Raw genomic sequence first — 19,082 nt, 5'->3', positions numbered from 1 at the left:
CCACCACCCCCACCACCCCCACCGACCCCACCGACACCACCGACACCACCGACACCAACCCAGCCGAGACGAAGCCGGCCGACACCAACCCGACCGAGACGAAGCTGGCCGAGACCGACAGCGACCGTGCCGACGGCGACGGCGACCGTGCCGACGGTGACCGTGCCGACGGTGACCGTGCCGACGGTGACCGTGCCGACGGTGACCGTGCCGACAGCGACCGTGCCGACAGCGACTGGCAGCGGTTCCAGCGGGATCTCGTGGACCGCTACGCCGGGCTGCTGGATGGAGCGGCACGGGCACGGCGGGGTGACGTGGACCTGCCGGTGCAGGTGGAGACCGTTTTTGACGGGTGGGTGGCGTCCCGGTTGGGGCAGGAGACCGTCACCGGGTTGCTGTCTCGGTTCGGGCTGCCGGGTGCCGCGCTTGCGCCGGGGTTCCTGGACAGTGTGCGGGAGCAGGCGGTGGCGCGGGTGGTGGCTGGAGGGCTGGCGGGTACGGACGCTGACCCGGAGCGGGTGACGGCCGCCCTGTTGGCGGAGTTTGATCGGCAGGCGTTGCGGTCGCTGGCGGAATCGGCGGCCCGCTACCACCTGGACCAGTACCCTCCCACGAACACCTCGGCATCGGGTGCCGAAGCGGTGCAGGCGCCGGCGGCGGTGCGGCGGACGGTCGAACGAGAACTGTCGCGGCAGATCGACCGGGGTGTGGCCGCGGTCCTCGGCGGTAACTCGCTGTCGGGTGTGCCGGTGCGGCCGGTTGCCGCGCAGGTGGAGGGGATCGCGAATGTGGTGTGGCAGGCGGTGAGGGACCTGCCTGCCCGTGTCGACGCCGCCTCCACCGCCCTCGACGCGGCTTCCGCCGACGCGGCTTCCGTGGATGCGGCTTCGGTCAAGGCGGTGTCCGACCCGGCGGATCTCGCCGATGGCCGGTTCGCGGTGTTGGCGCGGGAGCACCGGGTGGATCCGGGTGCTCTCAAGTCGCTGGCCGCCTCGTTCCGGCGGGAATGGGTGGACGGCGATCAGCGTCTGTCGCAGCAGGCTTCGCCGGGCTCGGTCGGGACGATCGAGATTGATGCGGAGCGGTGGCGGCCGAATCCTGATGTGAAGCCGTTTGGTGGCGAGGGTGGGCCGGGGCGGCTGTTTGGTGATTTGGTCGCGGTGCGGTACGAGCTGGTTCCGGGGGATGAGTGGGTTATTCGGCGGCGGTTGTTTGTGGAGGGTCCGAAGGACGCGGTGGCGCAGGTGAAGCAGCGCACTCTGGACGGTATCGCCGAGTTGAACGGTAAGCCGGCGGTGTTGCCGGAGGTCGGCAAGACGCTGCGGTGGGAAGTGCAGTTCGTGGACGATGAGGCCCTGGCCCATCAGAAGGTCACGGTCGTTGCCAAGGGTAGCGGGACGGATCAGCGTCGTTGGGCGGCGGGTGAAAAGCCTGGAGTGTACGTCCATGAGGTCGTGCACGGGGCGGGTGTTCTCGACAGGGACGATTCGACGCTGATGGGCCCGCACAGGCACGGTGATGATTGGAGTTTGTCCGACGAGGATCTGAAGGACATCGTCAAGATCCTCAAGCCTCATTACGCCGGTGTCGTGGGCAGTGACGGTCCTGCGATACGGCCGCCCGGTGCGGCCAGCGCGGCGCAGGGCCCGGCCACCGTGCAACAGTTGTGGGACAAGGGCTTCGCCGTGCCACCGAGGTTCCCCGGCCACCAGCCAGAGGATGCCGGCGGGTCGCAGTCGGGTTCTGGCGAGCTGACCGAGGACGTGCTGCTGGACCAGATGGTCGCCTTCCGGCCCAGCCCGGGCGGCCACGGCAACCTTTACGAGTTCCTGGAGAAGATCGGGCTTCCCGCGGGGGTAACCCTGGAAAAGGGAGGTATAAAACGGCGGTTCGACGGGGAGACGGAAGCGCCGCGACGCAACCTGCAGCCGTCGTACCTGATGCAAGAGTGGGCGCGAAGGGTGCGGGCTCAGATCACACCCGGCTACGACTACCCCCACAGTCCGGATACGGTAGCCGCGCTGTCCGGCGGCCTCATCAGCCCGTCGGAGGTCGAGAGCGCGTGGAGTGCGGACGCGGGTGGGTCACAGCCGCGTTCTGGCCAGCTAGCCGGGGTGCCGGGCGTGGTCCAGCAGGTGACCTTCGGGCAGGGGGGCGGCCCGAGCGGGGCGGCTGTGGGGGGCGTGAGCCGGGGGCCCGGTGCCGGACAGTCGATCGGCGATATGGGCGGCAGGCCGTCGCAGCACACCGCTGTCGGTGCGGCCGCTGCTAGCGGCAATACCAGTGGGCGGGCTGGTGGTGCCGGCGTCGAGCCGGTGCCGGCACCCCTACCAGACCTGTATGGGTGGGAGTCGGGTCCTGGCCCGCTGACCCAGGAGCAGAACGTGCTGCTGGACCAGATGGTCGCCTTCCGGCCCGGCCCGGGCGGTCCCAGCAACATCCAAGAGTTCCTGACGTGGATGCGGCAGCTTCCAGAGGGGATATCCCTGAACAAGAAGTCCCCGAACAAGAAGAGCAGGAAACTAAACTCGCAGACGTCGTACTTGATGCAAGAGTGGGCCCGAAGGGTGCGGGCTCAGATCATTCCCGGCTACGAATACCCCTACAGTCCGGAGACGGTAGCGACGCTGTCCGGCGGCCTCATCAGCCCGGGGGAGGTCGAGAGAGCGTGGAGTTCGGGCGTGGCTGACGCGGAGGCGCTGGAGCTCGCTCGACACGACGTGGTTAGCTTTCGGCCCGTCAAGGGCGGTCCCAACCTCCGCGAGATGTTGGAGGCCAGGGGACTCCCAGCCGGGTGGGTTCTGCCCGCCAGGGGAAAACGGCTTGAGGGGGACTTTAAGGAGGCGGTGGACGACTGGGCCCGGTCGCTGACGGACGAGAAGGACCCCGACGACCGCCCATACAGCACCAACTCGCTGGCCGAATGGTCTGGTTTCCTCATCAGCAAAATGACGGTCTCGAGGTTGCGGGCGCGGCAACCCGCCACCGCAATCGCGGGCTCACTCACCGAGCAGTTGCCGGTGGGTGAGTCGCGGTCGGGTTCTGGCCGGCTGAACGAGGAGCAGATAGAGCTGCTGAAGGACATGGTCGCCTTCGAACCCGGCGAGCAGGGCGGCCCCAGCAACCTCAAGGAGTTCCTGGAGGCGAGGCAGTCGCTGCCAGCGGGAATATCTCTAAACCGGAAATCCAACGCACTGAACGAACAGACGTCGTACCTGATAAAAGAATGGGTCCGGCAGAAGGCGGCCCAGTTCGCCTCCGCCAAATACTCTATCGATAGTAGAGAGCTAGCGGCGCTGTCCGGCATGCTCATCAGCGACTTCGGGGTCCGTCAGGCGTTGCGTTCGGACATGGACTATCCCGACATCGCGGCGGCGCTTCCCCTAACCGAGGAAGCGGTGGCTCCTGTGGAACCGGACAGGTCGGTACCGGTGCAGCTGACGTCGGGTCAGACGGCAGTGCTGTACCTCGTGGAGGCTGACTCTAACTGGAAAGATTCCGAAATCGCAGCCATGCTCGGGGGGATAAAGCCCAGAACGGTGGCGCAACAACTGACCATGGCGATGGATAAGCTGCTGCATCCGGACCAGCGCCAAAATCGTCGGATGGCCGCCGCGGTCGAGGCCCGCGCTCGCGGACTGCTGCCTGACCCTACCGTGCCGGCCTCGGCCCGTGTGGCCAAGCTCCGCGAGCTCGGACTGCTGACCGGTCCCGTGCCGGGCCCGGCACGTGTGGCGGCTACCGGGGGTTCAGCTGACGGTCTTGGGCTGACGCCGACGGAGACCGAAGTGCTGGCCTATGTGGCGGAGGGGTGGCCAGATTCCGAGACCGCGGAAAAGCTCGGAGTGACGCCTAATGAGGTGAAAAGAATGATGGTCCGGGTGCGGGATAATCTGGGCGCATCCGACCGAAAGGACGCTGTAAAAAAGGCCCGCGAGCGCGGCCTGCCGCTGGCCAGAATTGCGCGGGGCTTGGCCGGGGACAAGGCATCATTGCCCCCCCTGATGCCGTCGGAGCTCCGCGTGCTGTCCCAGGCGGCGACGGGCCAGGCAGATGGCGCTATCGCGGCGCAGCTCCTAATGGAGCCGAGGACAGTAACGAGACGCCTGAACTCGGCGATGGCCAAGCTGGGCGCATCCAGTCGGCAGGACGCTGTGAACAAGGCCCGCCTGCTCTACCTGCTGCCAGGCGTGCCGGTTGATATTGATGCTGAGCTGTGGCGGCCGAAGCCTGGTGAGGATCCGTCTGGTGGCAAGGGTGGGCCGGGGCGGCTGTTCGGTGACCTGGTCGCGGTGCGGTACACGCTGATTCCGGGTCTGAAAGAGTGGACGATCCTGCGGCGGTTTTATGTGAAGGCTGACCCGGGCGTTTTGGAGGCTCAGCCGAACGCGGTGGAGCAGGTGAAGCGGCGTACTTTGGCGGGTGTCGCCGCGTTGAACGGACAGGGGTCGGTGTTGCCGGGTGTCGGCATGCCGCTGCGGTGGGAAGTGCAGTTCGTGGATCATCCCGATCTGGCCCATCAGGAGGTCAAGGTCGTTGGCCCGGATAGTGATACCGATCAGTGGCGTTGGGCGGCGGGACGGGCCTCGAAGGTGTATGTCCATGAGGTCGTGCACGGTGCGGGTGTTCGTGATGACCCCAAATCGTCGCTGATGGGTGGTCACGGGCACGACACTGAGGTGGTTCTGTCCGAGGGTGATCTGAAGCAGATTGAGGAGACTCTCGCTCCTTACTACGCCGGTGTGGCGGGCAGTTATGGTCCTTGGGAACGGCCGCAGGGTTCGGCCAGTGGGGCGCAGGGCCCGGCCTCCGTGCTGAAGGTTTGGAAGGATGGTCACGCCGCGCCGCCAGAGTTCCCCGGCCAGGAGCCGGCCGATGCTGGTGGGTCGGCTGGTGGTGTCGTCGATCCTGCACCGTTTGTGCCGTCGGTGGGGGTGCCGGTTGATCGTTCGCTGTTGTCGGCGTTGGTGGCTGAGGATCCGGCGGGTGTGCGGGAGTTGTTGGGTCCGGTTCTGGACGAGGATCTGGTGGGGTTCTTGTCGGATCCTGACGGGGTGCGGGCCGAGTTGGGGCGGGCTGGTGAGCCCGACGGGCAACGGCTCGCGCAGGTGACTGAGTTATTGCAGGTCCGGGTTGGCCACTGGCTGATCGAAAATAGGGCGGGGTTGCCGGCGGAGGTGTTGCGGCAGCGAGTTTTCCTGCCGTATTTGGGGCAGCGGGCGCGGGAGCTTCAGGAGCAGGATCCTGCGCAGGTGGTGCAGTTGTTGCGGGCGGGTGTCGGTGCCCGGGTCGTTGACGCGCGTTTTCTGGATCCGGTTGAGATTGTTGAGATTGAGAATCGGTATTCCGCGGCGAGTGCCGCGCTGGGGCTGATCCCGTGGATGGCGGCGCCGCAGCAGCAGTTGGATTTCCTCAACGACCATGGCATTGGTTTCTTCATGGAGGAGTTGTCGCCACTGTCGGCCCAAAAGCATCTGGTGGGCCTGTGGACCTCTTCCGACTGGCCGTTGCTGGACGAGGAGCTCGATGCGGTCCTCTCCGCTGTCGGCGACTGGGGCAGCGGGTCGGCCACCTCGGCGGGGCGGTCCTTGCTGCCGTCGTTGGCTCACGCCGCCGGTTATCGGATCACTGTCGCTGAGCCCACCAACGAAGGGCCGCGCCCGGTGGAGGCGTACGGGCCGTCGGAGGGCAAGCCGGTCACCCTGCTGCTCGACCCCGACAATCCCGGCCACTACATTCCCGCCACCATCACTCGACAGGACGTGGTTGGCTTCCGGCCCGTCGAGGGCGGTCGCAACCTCAGTGAGACGTTGGCGATCAGACAACTCCCAGACGGGGTGGTTCTGCCCGAGGAGGGGCAGAGGGCTGAGGGAACGTTGAGGGAGTGGGTGAACGACTGGGCCAAGTCGCTGAACGGTCAGCGCGACCCCGACTACCGCCCCTACAGCACATCTTCGGTGGCCCGTTGGTCCGGTCGCCTCATCCCCCAACCTTCGGTCTGGAAATTGTGGCAGAAGATGCCACAGGTGGACGTGGGCGGGTCGCAGCCAGGTCCTGTCCAGCTGACCAAGGAGCACAGGGATCTGCTGCAGAAGATGGTCGACTTCGAGCCGCGCGAGGACGGCCCAAGCAACCTCCGTGAGTTCCTGAAGACGGAGCGGCTTCCAGCGGGGATTTCCCTGACGAAAGTTTACGGCCTGAACCCGCAGACGTCGTACTTGATGGACGTGTGGGCCCGAATGATGGAGGACAAGCTCGCCGCCAGGCCCCGCCCCGGTATTTATTCGGCAGACGCGCTGGCCGACGACATAGCCACGCTGTCCGGCGGCCTCATCAGCAAGACGAGGGTCGGCAACATGTTGAGGGCGGACGCGGGCGGGTCGCAATCGCGTTCTGGCCAGTTACCCGAGGGGTCCGGGGCGCCGGGCGTGGTCCAGGCGCAGTTGCCTTTCGGGCAGGATGCCAGCGCGAGCGGGGCGGCTGTGGTGGGGGGCGTGAGTCAGGGGCCCGGTGCCGGACAGCCGACCGGTGGTGTGGGCGAGGGCTGGCAGCGGCAGCACGCTGCTGCTTTCGAGATGACCGACAACCCCAGGCCTCTCCTGGACTACATGGCTTTTGGTGAGGATGGCCGGGCGTGGCCGCCGTGGTCGGAAGGGGGGGAGATTCCGGCTCCGCGCGAGATTGAGATGACCGACAACCTCAGCCAACAGCAACCCTCACCCGACTCCACGGGCACGGGTGGGATCGACGCGCCGGATCCGGCCCGTGGGGCGGCTTCCGGGGGGGTTTCCGATGGGTCGGCTGGTGGTGTGGTCGATTCCGCGCCGCCTGTGTCGTCGGTGGGGGTGCCGGTTGATCGTTCGCAGTTGTCGGCGTTGGTGGCTGAGGATCCGGCGGGGGTGCTGGATTTCTTGCGCCCGGTTCTGGACGAGGATCTGGTGGAGTTCTTGTCGGATCCTGACGGGGTGCGGGCCGAGTTGGGGCGGGCTGGTGTGCCCGACGGGGAACGGCCGCTGGCGCAGGTGACCAGGTGGTTGCAGGACTGGGTTCGCCAGTATCTGATCAGTAATCGGGCGGGGTTGCCGGCGGAGGTGTTGCGGCAGCGGAATTTCCTGCCGTACGTGGAGCAGCAGGCGCAGGCGCTTGAGCCCGCGCAGGTGGTGCAGCAGTTGCGGAGGCGTGTCGGCGGCTGGGTCACTGACGCGCGTTTCCTGGATTCGGGTGCCATCAGGTCTCGGTATGAGGCGGCGCGTGCCGAGCTGGGGCGAACGTCGGTGGACGAGTGGACGGAGGTGTCGCAGAAGCAGTTGGATTTCCTCAACAAGCATGACCGGGGCTTCTCGGTGGGGGAGTTGCGGCCGCCGGCGGCCCGGGCGTACCTGGTGGAGCTGTGGACCTTTAACGAGCCGTTGCTGGACGTGGAGTTCGCTGAGGTCGTCGCCGCTGTCGACGGCTGGAGCAGCGGGTCGGCTATGCCGGCGGGGCGGTTCTTGCTGCCGTTGTTGGCTCACGCTCTCAGTATTCGGATCACTGTCGCTGAGCCCAGCAACGAAGGGCCGCGCCCGGTGGTGGCGTACGGGCCGTTGGGGGGCGAGCCGGTCACCCTGCTGCTCGACCCCGACAATCCGGGCCATTACATTCCCGCCACGATTACTCGGCAGGACGTGGTTGGCTTCCGGCCTGCCGAGGGCGGTCGCAACCTCCGTGAGACGTTGGCGATCAGACAACTCCCAGCTGGGATGAAACTGCCCGGCGAGGGGCAGAGGATTGGGGGGACGTTGCTGTGGGAGTGGGTGACCGACTGGGTCAAATCGCTGAAGGGCCAGCTCGGCCCCGACGGCCACCCCTACAGCACCGATTCGGTGCACCACTGGTCCGGTGGCCTCGTCAGCACAGGGAAAGTCGGGATGTTGTGGCAGAACATGCCGCAGGTGCACGTGGGCGGGGCACAGCAGGGTCCTGGCCCACTGCCCCAGGAGCGGGAACAGTGGCTGGAGAAGATGGTTGCCTTCCAGCCCGGCCACAATGGCGCCAGCACCCTGAAGGAGTTCCTGGAGACGCAGCAGCGTCCAGAGTGGATGAGCCTGGAAAGGCGAGCTAGAAGACTAAACGAGCAGACGTGGTCCTTGGTGAAAGATTGGGCCCGGAAGAAGCTGGGCCAGCGCGTCGCCGACGGCCGCGGTATTTGGTCGCTGTCCGGCGACGTAGCCAAGCTGTCCGGCGGTCTCATCAGCCAGTCGGGGGTCTTCGCGGCGTGGAGGGAGGACGCGGGCGGGTCACAGCCGCGTTCTGGCCAGCTACCCGAGGGGCCCGGGGCACCGAACGAGGCAGAGATCGAAGTGCTGTCCCACGTGGCGTTGGGAGAGTCTTCTGGTGAGGATGGGGCCGATCATGGCCGGCTAGAGGTGGACCTTGGTGGCCGGGTGTTCGCGGAGCTGTCGGAGGGGTGGGAGACCCGTCCGCAGGACATCGAGATGACCGGTACCTTCAGTCCAGAGCATTCTTCGCCGGACGCCACGGGCATGGGTGGGATCGACGCGTCGGATCCGGGCTCTGCGGCTGTTTTCGAGGGATCAGCTGTCGGTGCTGGTGCTGGGGCTCCTGTCGTGGGACCGGTCCAGTCGCACCAGGCTGCACCGCCTCCGGTGGAGACCATCGATATTGATACGGAGCGGTGGCAACCGAGGCCCGGCGCGCAGGGTGTTGGCGCGTCGGACTGGGCTGGCGCGATGCCTTCCGGGGAGGGTGGTCTGCCTCTCCTGGACTACCTGGCTTTTGGTGAGGATGGCCTGGCGTCGTCGCCGTTGTCGGCGGGGTGGGAGGCCCCGTTCCCGCGCGTGATCGAGATGACCGACAATCCCAGCCCGCAGCAGCCCCTGGGTGGGTCGCAGTTCCAGCTGACCCAGGAGCAGACCACCTCCCGGGACGACATCGAGATGACCGACGATGTCAGTCCGCAGCAACCCTCGCCTGGCGTTTCGGGCTGGGATGGGAGCGATGCGTTGGATCCGGCCCGTGCGGCGGCTTCGGGGGGGGCCGCTGACGGTGATGGCGCTGGGTTGGTTCCTCTCGTGGGACCGGACCAGTCGGCACCCCCGAGCAGGCGCCTGACGACGGACCAGATCGAATTGCTGTCCTACGTGGCGTTGGGAGAGTCGAATTCCACCATCGCGAAGCGGCCCGGGCTAACCCTGGGAATGGTAAAAGGGCGCCTCTCCTCGGCGATGCATATCCTCGGCGTGCGCGATCGAATGCAGGCTGTGGCCGAGGCTCGCCGGCGCGGACTGCTGTCTGCCGACAATGCTGTGCGGAGATCGGAGCCCGCACGGTCAGTGCCGTCGGTGGTGTCGGTGGTGTCGGTTGATGGTTCGCCTTTGCGGGCGTTGGTGGGGCTTTTGGCGGTTTCTGGCGGGGTGCGGCCGGAGGTGGGGCGGGCTGGTGAGCCTGATGGGGGGCGGCTGGCGGCGGTGGCCGGGTTGTTGCAGGATCGGGCTAGGAAGTATCTGGCTGCTCATGTGGAGCGGGTGCCGGCGGATGTGCGGCGGCAGCGGATTTCCCTGGACCACGTGAAGGCTCAGGCGCGGGAGTTCCTTCAGGAGCGTGACCCCGAGCAGGTGGCGCAGCTGTTGCGGGAGGGTGGCGTTGAGCGGGTCACTGACGCGCGTTTGCTGGATTCGGGTGAGATCGGGTCTCGGTATGAGACGGCGCGTGCAGACCTGGGGCCCATGCTGGCGGGCGAGTGGTCGTCTGAGCCGCAGGAGCAGTTGGATTTCCTCAACGAGCATGACCGGGGCTTCTCGGTGGAGGAGTTGTCGGAGTTGTCGCCGGCGTCGGCCCAGGAACATCTGGTGGGGCTGTGGACGTCCTCCGACGGGCCGTTGTTGGCGGAGGAGGTCAAGGCTGTTCTCGCCGCCGTTGACGGCTGGGGCAGCGGGTCGGCCACCGCGGCGGAGCCGTTCTTGTTGCCGGTGGTGGCTCATGTTGCCGGTATGCGGATCACTGTTGCGGAGCGGACCGACGAAGGGCCGCCGCGCCCGGTGGAGGAGTACGGGCCGTCGGAGGGCTGGCCGGTCACCCTGCTGTACGACCCCGCCAACCCGGGCCACTACGAGGCCATCACCTCAGAAGCCACTGCAGAAGAGGTGGTTCGTTTTCGGCCTGTCGTGGGTGGTCTCAACCTCCGTGAGATGTTGGCGGTCAGGAAACTCCCAGCAGAGATCGCTCTGCCCTCCGAGGGGCAGACGGCTGTTCCGGGGTGGCCGTTGAGGGACATCTGGGTGGACGCCTGGGCCGGGTCGCTGAAGGATGAGTTCGCCGACGGCGACCGCCGCTACAGCGTCAGGTTGGTGGCGGAATGGTCCGGTCACCTCATCCCCCGCAGGGCGGTCGGGGAGTTGTGGAAGGCGTTGCTGCAGGTGAACGTGGGTGGGTCGCAGCCGCGTTCTATCCAGCTGACCCTGGAGCAGCAAACGCTGCTGGATGACATGGTCGCCTTCGCGCCCGGCGGCCGGGGCCGGCGCAACCTCCGCCAGTTCCTGCAGGGGCGGGCGCTTCCAGCGGGGATCTCCCTGGACAGGGGAGGTGAGGATCAGCGTCTCAACGATCAGACGTGGCACCTGGTGAAAGAGTGGGCCCGACGGAAGATCGCCCAGGCCGCCTCCGGCGACAGCACCCACAGCCAAAGGAAGATAGTCAATCTGTCCGGCGGCCTCATCAGCCGGTGGCAGGTCCAAGAATTGGCGAAGGCGGACGCGGATCGGTCACAGTCGCGTTCTGGCCAGCCCGCCGAGGGGTCCGGGGCGCCGGACGGGCGGGGTGTCGATGCGCCGTCGGTGGTGCCGGTTGATGGTTCGCCTTTGCGGGCGTTGGTGGGGCTTTTGGCGGTTTCTGGCGGGGTGCGGGCTGAGGTGGGGCGGGCTGGTGAGCCTGATGGGGGGCGGCTGGCGGCGGTGGCCGGGTTGTTGCAGGATCGGGCTAGGAAGTATCTGGCTGCTCATGTGGGGCGGGTGCCGGCGGATGTGCGGCGGCAGCGGATTTCCCTGGACTACGTGAAGGATCAGGCGCGGGAGCTTCAGGAGCGTGACCCCGTGCGGGTGGCGCAGCTGTTGCGGGAGGGTCGCGTTGAGCGGGTCACTGACGCGCGTTTGCTGGATCCGGATGACATCAGGTCTCGGTATGAGACGGCGCGTGCAGACCTGGGGCCCATGCTGGCGGGCGAGTGGTCGTCTGAGCCGCAGGAGCAGTTGGATTTCCTCAACGAGCATGACCGGGGCTTCTCGGTGGAGGAGTTGCCGGAGTTGTCGCCGGCGTCGGCCCAGGCGCATCTGGTGGGGCTGTGGACGTCCTCCGGCGGGCCGTTGTTGGCGGAGGAGGTCAAGGCTGTTCTCGCCGCCGTTGACGGCTGGGGCAGCGGGTCGGCCACCGCGGCGGAGCCGTTCTTGTTGCCGGTGGTGGCTCATGTTGCCGGTATGCGGATCACTGTTGCGGAGCGGACCGGCGAAGGGCCGCGTCTGGTGGAGGAGTACGGGCCGTCGGAGGGCTGGCCGGTCACCCTGCTGTACGACCCCGCCAACCCGGGCCACTACGAGGCCATCACCTCAGAAGCCACTGCAGAAGAGGTGGTTCGTTTTCGGCCTGTCGTGGGTGGTCTCAACCTCCGTGAGATGTTGGCGGTCAGGAAACTCCCAGCAGAGATCGCTCTGCCCTCCGAGGGGCAGACGGCTGATCGGGGGACGCCGTTGAGGGACATCTGGGTGGACGCCTGGGCCGGGTCGCTGAAGGATGAGTTCGCCGACGACGGCCGCCGCTACACCAACATGTCGGTGGCGGAATGGTCCGGTCACCTCATCCCGCGTAATCGGGTCGGGGAGCTGTGGAGGGCGGTGAACGTGGGTGGGTCGCGGCCGCGTTCTATCCAGCTGACCCTGGAGCAGCAAACGCTGCTGGATGACATGGTCGCCTTCGCGCCCGACGGCCAGGGCCGGGGCCCGCGCAACCTCCGCCAGTTCCTGCAGGGGCGGGCGCTTCCAGCGGGGATTTCCCTGGACAGGGTAGGTGAGGATCAGCGTCTCAACGATCAGACGTGGCACCTGGTGAAAGAGTGGGCCCGACGGAAGAGCGCCCAGGCTGCCTCCGGCGACAGCACCCACAGTCAAGCGGCGATAGCCAAGCTGTCCGGCGGCCTCATCAGCCGGCGGCGGATCCAAAGATTGTTGGCGAAGGCGGACGCGGATCGGTCACAGTCGCGTTCTGGCCAGCCCATCGAGGGGTCCGGGGCGCCGGGCGTGGTCCAGCCGACGTTGACCCCCGGGCGGGGCGTCGGTACGGCCAATGAAGTGGACCTTGGCGGCCGGGCCCGGTCGTTGTCGAAGGAGCCCCAGAGCGACACCGAGATGATCGACGCGCCGGACCCGGCCCGTGCGGCGGCTTCCGAGGGGTCAGCTGTCCGTGATGGTGCTGGGGCTCCTGTCGTGGGACCGGGCCAGTCGGCACCGGCGCGGCGGCCCCTGACGTCGAAGCAGCTCGAAGTGCTGGCCTACGTGGCGGAGGGGTGGCCATATACCGATATCGCGGAAAAGCTCGGAGTGACGCCTAGTGAGGTGAAAAAAAGGATGATCCGGGTGCGGGATAATCTGGACGCATCCGACCGGGAGGACGCTGTAAACAAGGCCCGCGAGCGCGGACTGCCGCTGGCCAGAATTACGCGGGGCTTGGCCGGGGACGAGGCATTGCCCCCCCTGATGCCGTCGGAGCTCCGCGTGCTGTCCCACGCGGCGACGGGCCAGGCAGATGGCACTATCGCGGCGCAGCTCCGGATGGACCCGACGACAGTAACGAGACGCCTGAACTCGGCGATGGCCAAGCTGGGCGTGGACAGTTTGAAGGAGGCCGTAGACAAGGCCCGCCTGCTCTACCTGCTGCCAGGTGTGCCGGTTGATATTGATGCTGAGCTGTGGCGGCCGAAGCCTGGTGAGGATCCGATTGGTGGCAAGGGTGGGCCGGGGCGGCTGTTTGGTGAGCTGGTCGCGGTGCGGTACAAGCTGATTCCGGGTCTGAAAGAGTGGACGATCCTGCGGCGGATTTATGTGGATGCTGACCCGGGCGTTTTGGAGGGTCCGGCGGACGCGGTGGAGCGGGTGAAGCGGCGTACTTTGGCGGGTGTCGCCGCGTTGAACGAACAGGGGTCGGTGTTGCCGGAGGTCGGCAAGCCGCTGCGGTGGGAAGTGCAGTTCGTGGACGATGAGGCCCTGGCCCATCAGAAGGTCACGGTCGTTGCCGAGGGTAGCGGGACGGATCAGCGTCGTTGGGCGGCGGGTGAAAAGGCTGGGGCGTACGTCCATGAGGTCGTGCACGGGGCGGGTGTGCGTGACAGGAAAAGTTCGTCGGTGATGGGCCGGCACAGGCATGACACTGTCCTGCGTTTGTCTGAGGCTGATCTGCAGGACATTGTGGATGTTCTCAAGCCTCATTACGCGGGTGTGGTGGGCAGTGATGGTCCTTTCGTGCGGCCAGTGGGTGCGGCCAGTGCGGCGCAGGGGCGGGCCTCCGTGCAGGAGTTGTGGGACAAGGGCTTCGCCGTGCCGCCGGAATTTCCCGGTTACGAGTCGGGGGTTTCCGGTGGGTCGGCTGGTGGTGTCGTCGATTCCGCGCCGCCTGTGTCGTCGGTGGGGGTGCCGGTTCATCGTTCGCAGTTGTCGGCGTTGGTGGCTGAGGATCCGCCGGGGGTGCTGGATTTCTTGCGCCCGGTTCTGGGCGCGGACCTGGTGGAGTTCTTGTCGGATCCTGACGGGGTGCGGGCCGAGTTGGGGCGGGCTGGTGTGCCCGACGGGGAACGGCCGCTGGCGCAGGTGACCAGGTGGTTGCAGGACTGGGTTCGCCAGTATCTGATCAGTAATCGGGCGGGGTTGCCGGCGGAGGTGTTGCGGCAGCGGAGTTCCCTGCCGTACGTGGAGCAGCAGGCGCAGGCGCTTGAGCCCGCGCAGGTGGTGCAGCAGTTGCGGAGGCGTGTCGGCGGCTGGGTCACTGACGCGCGTTTCCTGGATTCGGGTGCCATCAGGTCTCGGTATGAGGCGGCGCGTGCCGAGCTGGGGCGAACGTCGGTGGACGAGTGGACGGAGGTGTCGCAGAAGCAGTTGGATTTCCTCAACAAGCATGACCGGGGCTTCTCGGTGGGGGAGTTGCGGCCGCCGGCGGCCCGGGCGTACCTGGTGGAGCTGTGGACCTTTAACGAGCCGTTGCTGGACGTGGAGTTCGCTGAGGTCCTCGCCGCTGTCGACGGCTGGAGCAGCGGGTCGGCCATGCTGGCGGGGCCGTTCTTGCTGCCGTTGTTGGCTCACGCTCTCAGTATTCGGATCACTGTCGCTGAGCCCACCAACGAAGGGCCGCGCCCGGTGGTGGCGTACGGGCCGTCGGGGGGCAAGCCGGTCACCCTGCTGCTCGACCCCGACAATCCGGGCCACTACATTCCCGCCACGATCACTCGGCAGGACGTGGTTGGCTTCCGGCCTGCCGAGGGCGGTCGCAACCTCCGTGAGACGTTGGCGATCAGACAACTCCCAGCCGGGATGAAACTGCCCGACGAGGGGCAGAGGGTTGAGGGGACGTTGTGGGAGTGGGTGACTGACTGGGTCAAATCGCTGAAGGGCCAGCTCGGCCCCGACCGCCACCCCTACAGCACCCTTTCGGTGCACCTCTGGTCCGGTGGCCTCATCAGCACAGGGGCAGTCGGGAGGTTGTGGCAGAAGATGCCGCAGGTGGACGTGGGCGGGTCGCAGCCAGGTCCTGGCCCACTGCCCCAGGAGCGGGAACAGTGGCTGGAGAAGATGGTCGCCTTCCAGCCCGGCCACAATGGCGCCAGCACCCTGAAGGAGTTCCTGGAGACGCAGCAGCTTCCAGAGTGGATGGGCCTAGAAAGGCGAGGTGGAAAACTAAACGAGCAGACGTGGCCCATGGTGAAAGATTGGGCCCGGAAGAAGCTGGGCCAGCGCGTCGCCGACGGCCGCGGTATTTGGTCGCTGTCCGGCGACGTAGCCAAGCTGTCCGGCGGCCTCATCAGCCAGTCGGGGGTCTCCGCGGCGTGGAGGGAGGACGCGGGCGGGTCACAGCCGCGTTCTGGCCAGCTACCCGAGGGGCCCGAGGCGCCGAACGAGGCAGAGATCGAAGTGCTGTCCTACGTGGCGTTGGGAGAGTCAAATCGCACCATCGCGGCGCGGCCTGGGCTAACCCGGGCAAAGGTAAGGAAGCGCCTCGCCTCGGCGATGCGTAAGCTGGACAAGCGCCGTCGGATGGAAGCTGTCGCCGAGGCCCGCCGGCGCGGACTGCTGCCTGCCGACAATGCTGCGCAGGGCTCGGCCAGTGGGGCGGCTTCGGGGGGGTCGGCTGTCGGTGGTGGCGCTGGGTTGGGTCCTGTCGTGGGACCGGACCAGTCGCACCAGGCTTCACCGTCTTCGGTGGAAGCGATCGAGGTTGATGCAGATCGGTGGCAGCCGATGCCTGGCGGGCAGGGTGTCGGCGCGGCGGAGGTCGACGCGCCGGACCGGGCTGGTGCGATGGCTTCCGGGGACGACGGTCCGCCTCTCCTGGACTACGTGGCTTTTGGTGAGGATGGGGCCGACCATGGTCGGCTAGAGGTGGACCTTGGTGGCCGGGTGTTGTCGGCGTTGTCGGAGGGGCGGGAGGCCCCGGCTCCGCGCGAGATCGAGATGACCGACAACCTCAGCCCACAGCAACCCTCACCCGACTCCACGGGCACGGGTGGGATCGACGCGCCGGATCCGGGCCCTGCGGCGGTTTTCGAGGGATCAGCTTTCGGTGCTGGTGCTGGGGCTCCTGTCGTGGGACCGGTCCAGTCGCACCAGGCTTCACCGTCTTCGGTGGAAGCGATCGAGGTTGATGCAGATCGGTGGCAGCCGATGCCTGGCGGGCAGGGTGTTGGCGCGGCGGAGGTCGACGCGTCGGACTGGGCTGGTGCGATGCCTTCCGGGGAGGGTGGTCCGCCTCTCTTGGACTACCTGGCTTTTGGTGATGGGACCGATCATGGTCAGCCAGAAGTGGCCCTTGGCGGCCAGGCGTGGTCGCTGTCGCCGGAGGGGCGGGAGGCCCCGGCTCCGCGCGAGATCGAGATGACCGACAACCTCAGCCCACAGCAACCCTCACCCGACTCCACGGGCACGGGTGGGATCGACGCGCCGGATCCGGCCCGTGCGGCGGCTTCGGAGGGGCCAGCTGTCGGTGGTGGCGCTGGGTTGGTTCCTGTCGTGGGACCGGACCAGTCGGCGCCAGCGGTGCGCCTAACGGAGGAGGAGATCGAAGTGCTGTCCTACGTGGCGTTGGGACAGTCGAATCGCACCATCGGGGACCGGGTCGGGCTAACCCGGGGAATGGTAAAGAAGCGCCTCGCCTCGGCGATGCAAAAGCTGGGCGTGCGCTCTCGGCAGAGGGCTGTGGACGAGGCCCGCCAGCGCGGACTGCTGCCTGCCGACAATGCTCTGCAGGGATCGGAGCCGGCACTGTCGGTGCCGTCGGTTGGTGATTCGCCTTTGCGGGCGTTGGTGGGGCTTTTGGCGGTTTCTGGCGGGGTGCGGGCTGAGGTGGGGCGGGCTGGTGAGCCTGATGAGGGGCGGCTGGCGGCGGTGGCCGGGTTGTTGCAGGATCGGGCTAGGAAGTATCTGGCTGCTCATGTGGGGCGGGTGCCGGCGGATGTGCGGCGGCAGCGGATTTCCCTGGACTACGTGAAGGATCAGGCGCGGGAGCTTCAGGAGCGTGACCCCGTGCGGGTGGCGCAGCTGTTGCGGGAGGGTCGCGTTGAGCGGGTCACTGACGCGCGTTTGCTGGATCCGGATGACATCAGGTCTCGGTATGAGACGGCGCGTGCAGACCTGGGGCCCATGCTGGCGGGCGAGTGGTCGTCTGAGCCGCAGGAGCAGTTGGATTTCCTCAACGAGCATGACGGGGGCTTCTCGGTGGAGGAGTTGCCGGAGTTGTCGCCGGCGTCGGCCCAGGCGCATCTGGTGGGGCTGTGGACGTCCTCCGACGGGCCGTTGTTGGCGGAGGAGGTCAAGGCTGTTCTCGCCGCCGTTGACGGCTGGGGCAGCGGGTCGGCCACCGCGGCGGAGCCGTTCTTGTTGCCGGTGGTGGCTCATGTTGCCGGTATGCGGATCACTGTTGCGGAGCGGACCGGCGAAGGGCCGCCGCGCCCGGTGGAGGAGTACGGGCCGTCGGAGGGCTGGCCGGTCACCCTGCTGTACGACCCCGCCAACCCGGGCCACTACGAGGCCATCACCTCAGAAGCCACTGCAGAAGAGGTGGTTCGTTTTCGGCCTGTCGTGGGTGGTCTCAACCTCCGTGAGATGTTGGCGGTCAGGAAACTCCCAGAACAGATCGCTCTGCCCCCCGAGGGGCAGACGGCTCCTCCGGGGTGGCCGTTGAGGGACATCTGGGTGGACGCCTGGGCCGGGTCGCTGAAGGATGAGTTCGCCGACGACGGCCGCCGCTACACCAACAAGTCGGTGGCGGAATGGTCCGGTGGCCTCATGCCCCTCCCCGCGGTCGGGAAGTTGTGGAGGGCGTTGCCGCAGGTGAACGTGGGTGGGTCGCAGCCGGGTTCTATGCTGACCCCGGAGCAGCAAACGCTGCTGGATGACATGGTCGCTTTCGAGCCCGACGGCCAGGGTCGGGGCCCCCGCAACCTCCGCCAGTTCCTGCAGGGGCAGCGGCTTCCAGCGGGGATATCCCTGGACAGGGTAGGTGAGAATAAACGTCTCAAAGATCAGACGTGGCACCTGGTGGAGTGGCACCTGGTGAAAGAGTGGGCCCGACGGAAGATCGCCCAGGCCGCCTCCGGCGACAGCACCCACAGTGCAACGACGATAGCCAAGCTGTCCGGCGGCCTCATCAGCAGCCGGCAGATCAAAAGATTGCTGGCGAAGGCGGACGCGGATCGTTCACAGTCGCGTTCTGGCCAGCCCCCCGAGGGGTCCGGGGCGGAGGAGCCCCAGAGCGCCACCGAGATGATCGACGCGCCTGATCCGGCCAGCGTGGCGGCTTCCGAGGAGGATGGTGAGGATGGCCGGCCGGTCAGCCTGCTGCACGACCCCGACAACCCGGGCCACTACATCCCAGCCGGCGTCGTCACTCGAGAAGACGTGATTGGCTTCCGGCCGGTCAAGGACGGTCCCAACCTTCGTGCGTGGTTGGCGGGCAGGCAACTCCCAGACGAGATGGTTCTGCCCCCCGAGGGGGAGACGGCTTCGGAGGAGTTGAGAGACTGGGTGTACGACTGGGCCCGGTCGCTAAAGGGACAGCTCGACCCCGACCACCAGCCCTACAGCATTAGGTCGGTGGAATTTTGGTCCGGTGGCCTCATCAGCTTTTTTATGGTCCGAATTTTGTGGCAGAACATGGGGCAGGTGGACGTGGGTGGGTCGAAGTCGGGTCCTGTCCAGCTGACCCCGGAGCAGGAACAGCTGCTGGATCAGATGGTCGCCTTCAGGCCCGGTGACAATGGCGCCAGCAACCTGAAGGAGTTCCTGGAGACGATGCGGCTTCCAGCGGGGATATCTCTGGTAAGGAAAGCTAACGCACTAAACAGACCGACGTCGTACTTGATGCAAGAGTGGGCCCGAAGGATGAAGGTCCAGCTCGGCTCCCATCCGGTGAAGATAGCCAAGCTTTCCGGCGGCCTCATCAGCCGCCAGGGGGTCCAAAACGCGTGGAAGGCGAACCCGGGCGGGTCGCAGCCGCGTTCTGGCCAGCTACCCGGGGGGTCCGGGGCGCCGGGCGTGTCGCCGGAGGGGCGGGGGGCCTCGTCCCCGGGCGACATCGAGATGAGTGACAACCCCAACCCACAGCAACCCTCGCCGGGCGCTCCGGGCACGGGCGGGATCGACGCGGCGGATCCGGCCGATGTGGCGGCTTTCCGCCCTCTCCTGGACTACCTGGCTTCTGGTGAGGATGGCCGGGCGTAGTCGCTGTCGCCGGAGGGGCGGGAGATCGGGGCCCTGGTTGATGAGTTCGGTGAGGTTGAACTGTGTGGCGGTCGTGCGCGTGCTCCGTGTGTCAACCATGCGCGTTCGCCGGCCCTC

Annotated in this window: 1 protein-coding gene; it reads left to right on the top strand. The window is 67.1% G+C overall.

The genetic code is table 11. The features are described from left to right. The first annotated feature begins 260 nt into the window (after nt 1-260). Nucleotides 261-18,965, top strand: a complete 18,705-nt coding sequence (locus ABGB16_RS16390; RefSeq protein ID WP_347668920.1) for a LuxR C-terminal-related transcriptional regulator — start codon at nt 261-263, stop codon at nt 18,963-18,965. Nucleotides 18,966-19,082 lie beyond the last annotated feature (117 nt).

This window comes from Micromonospora sp. B11E3, from assembly GCF_039871625.1.
GTDB lineage: Bacteria > Actinomycetota > Actinomycetes > Mycobacteriales > Micromonosporaceae > Micromonospora.
The sequence above is the reverse complement of the archived record's forward strand: the minus strand, read 5'-3'. Positions and strand labels throughout refer to the sequence as shown.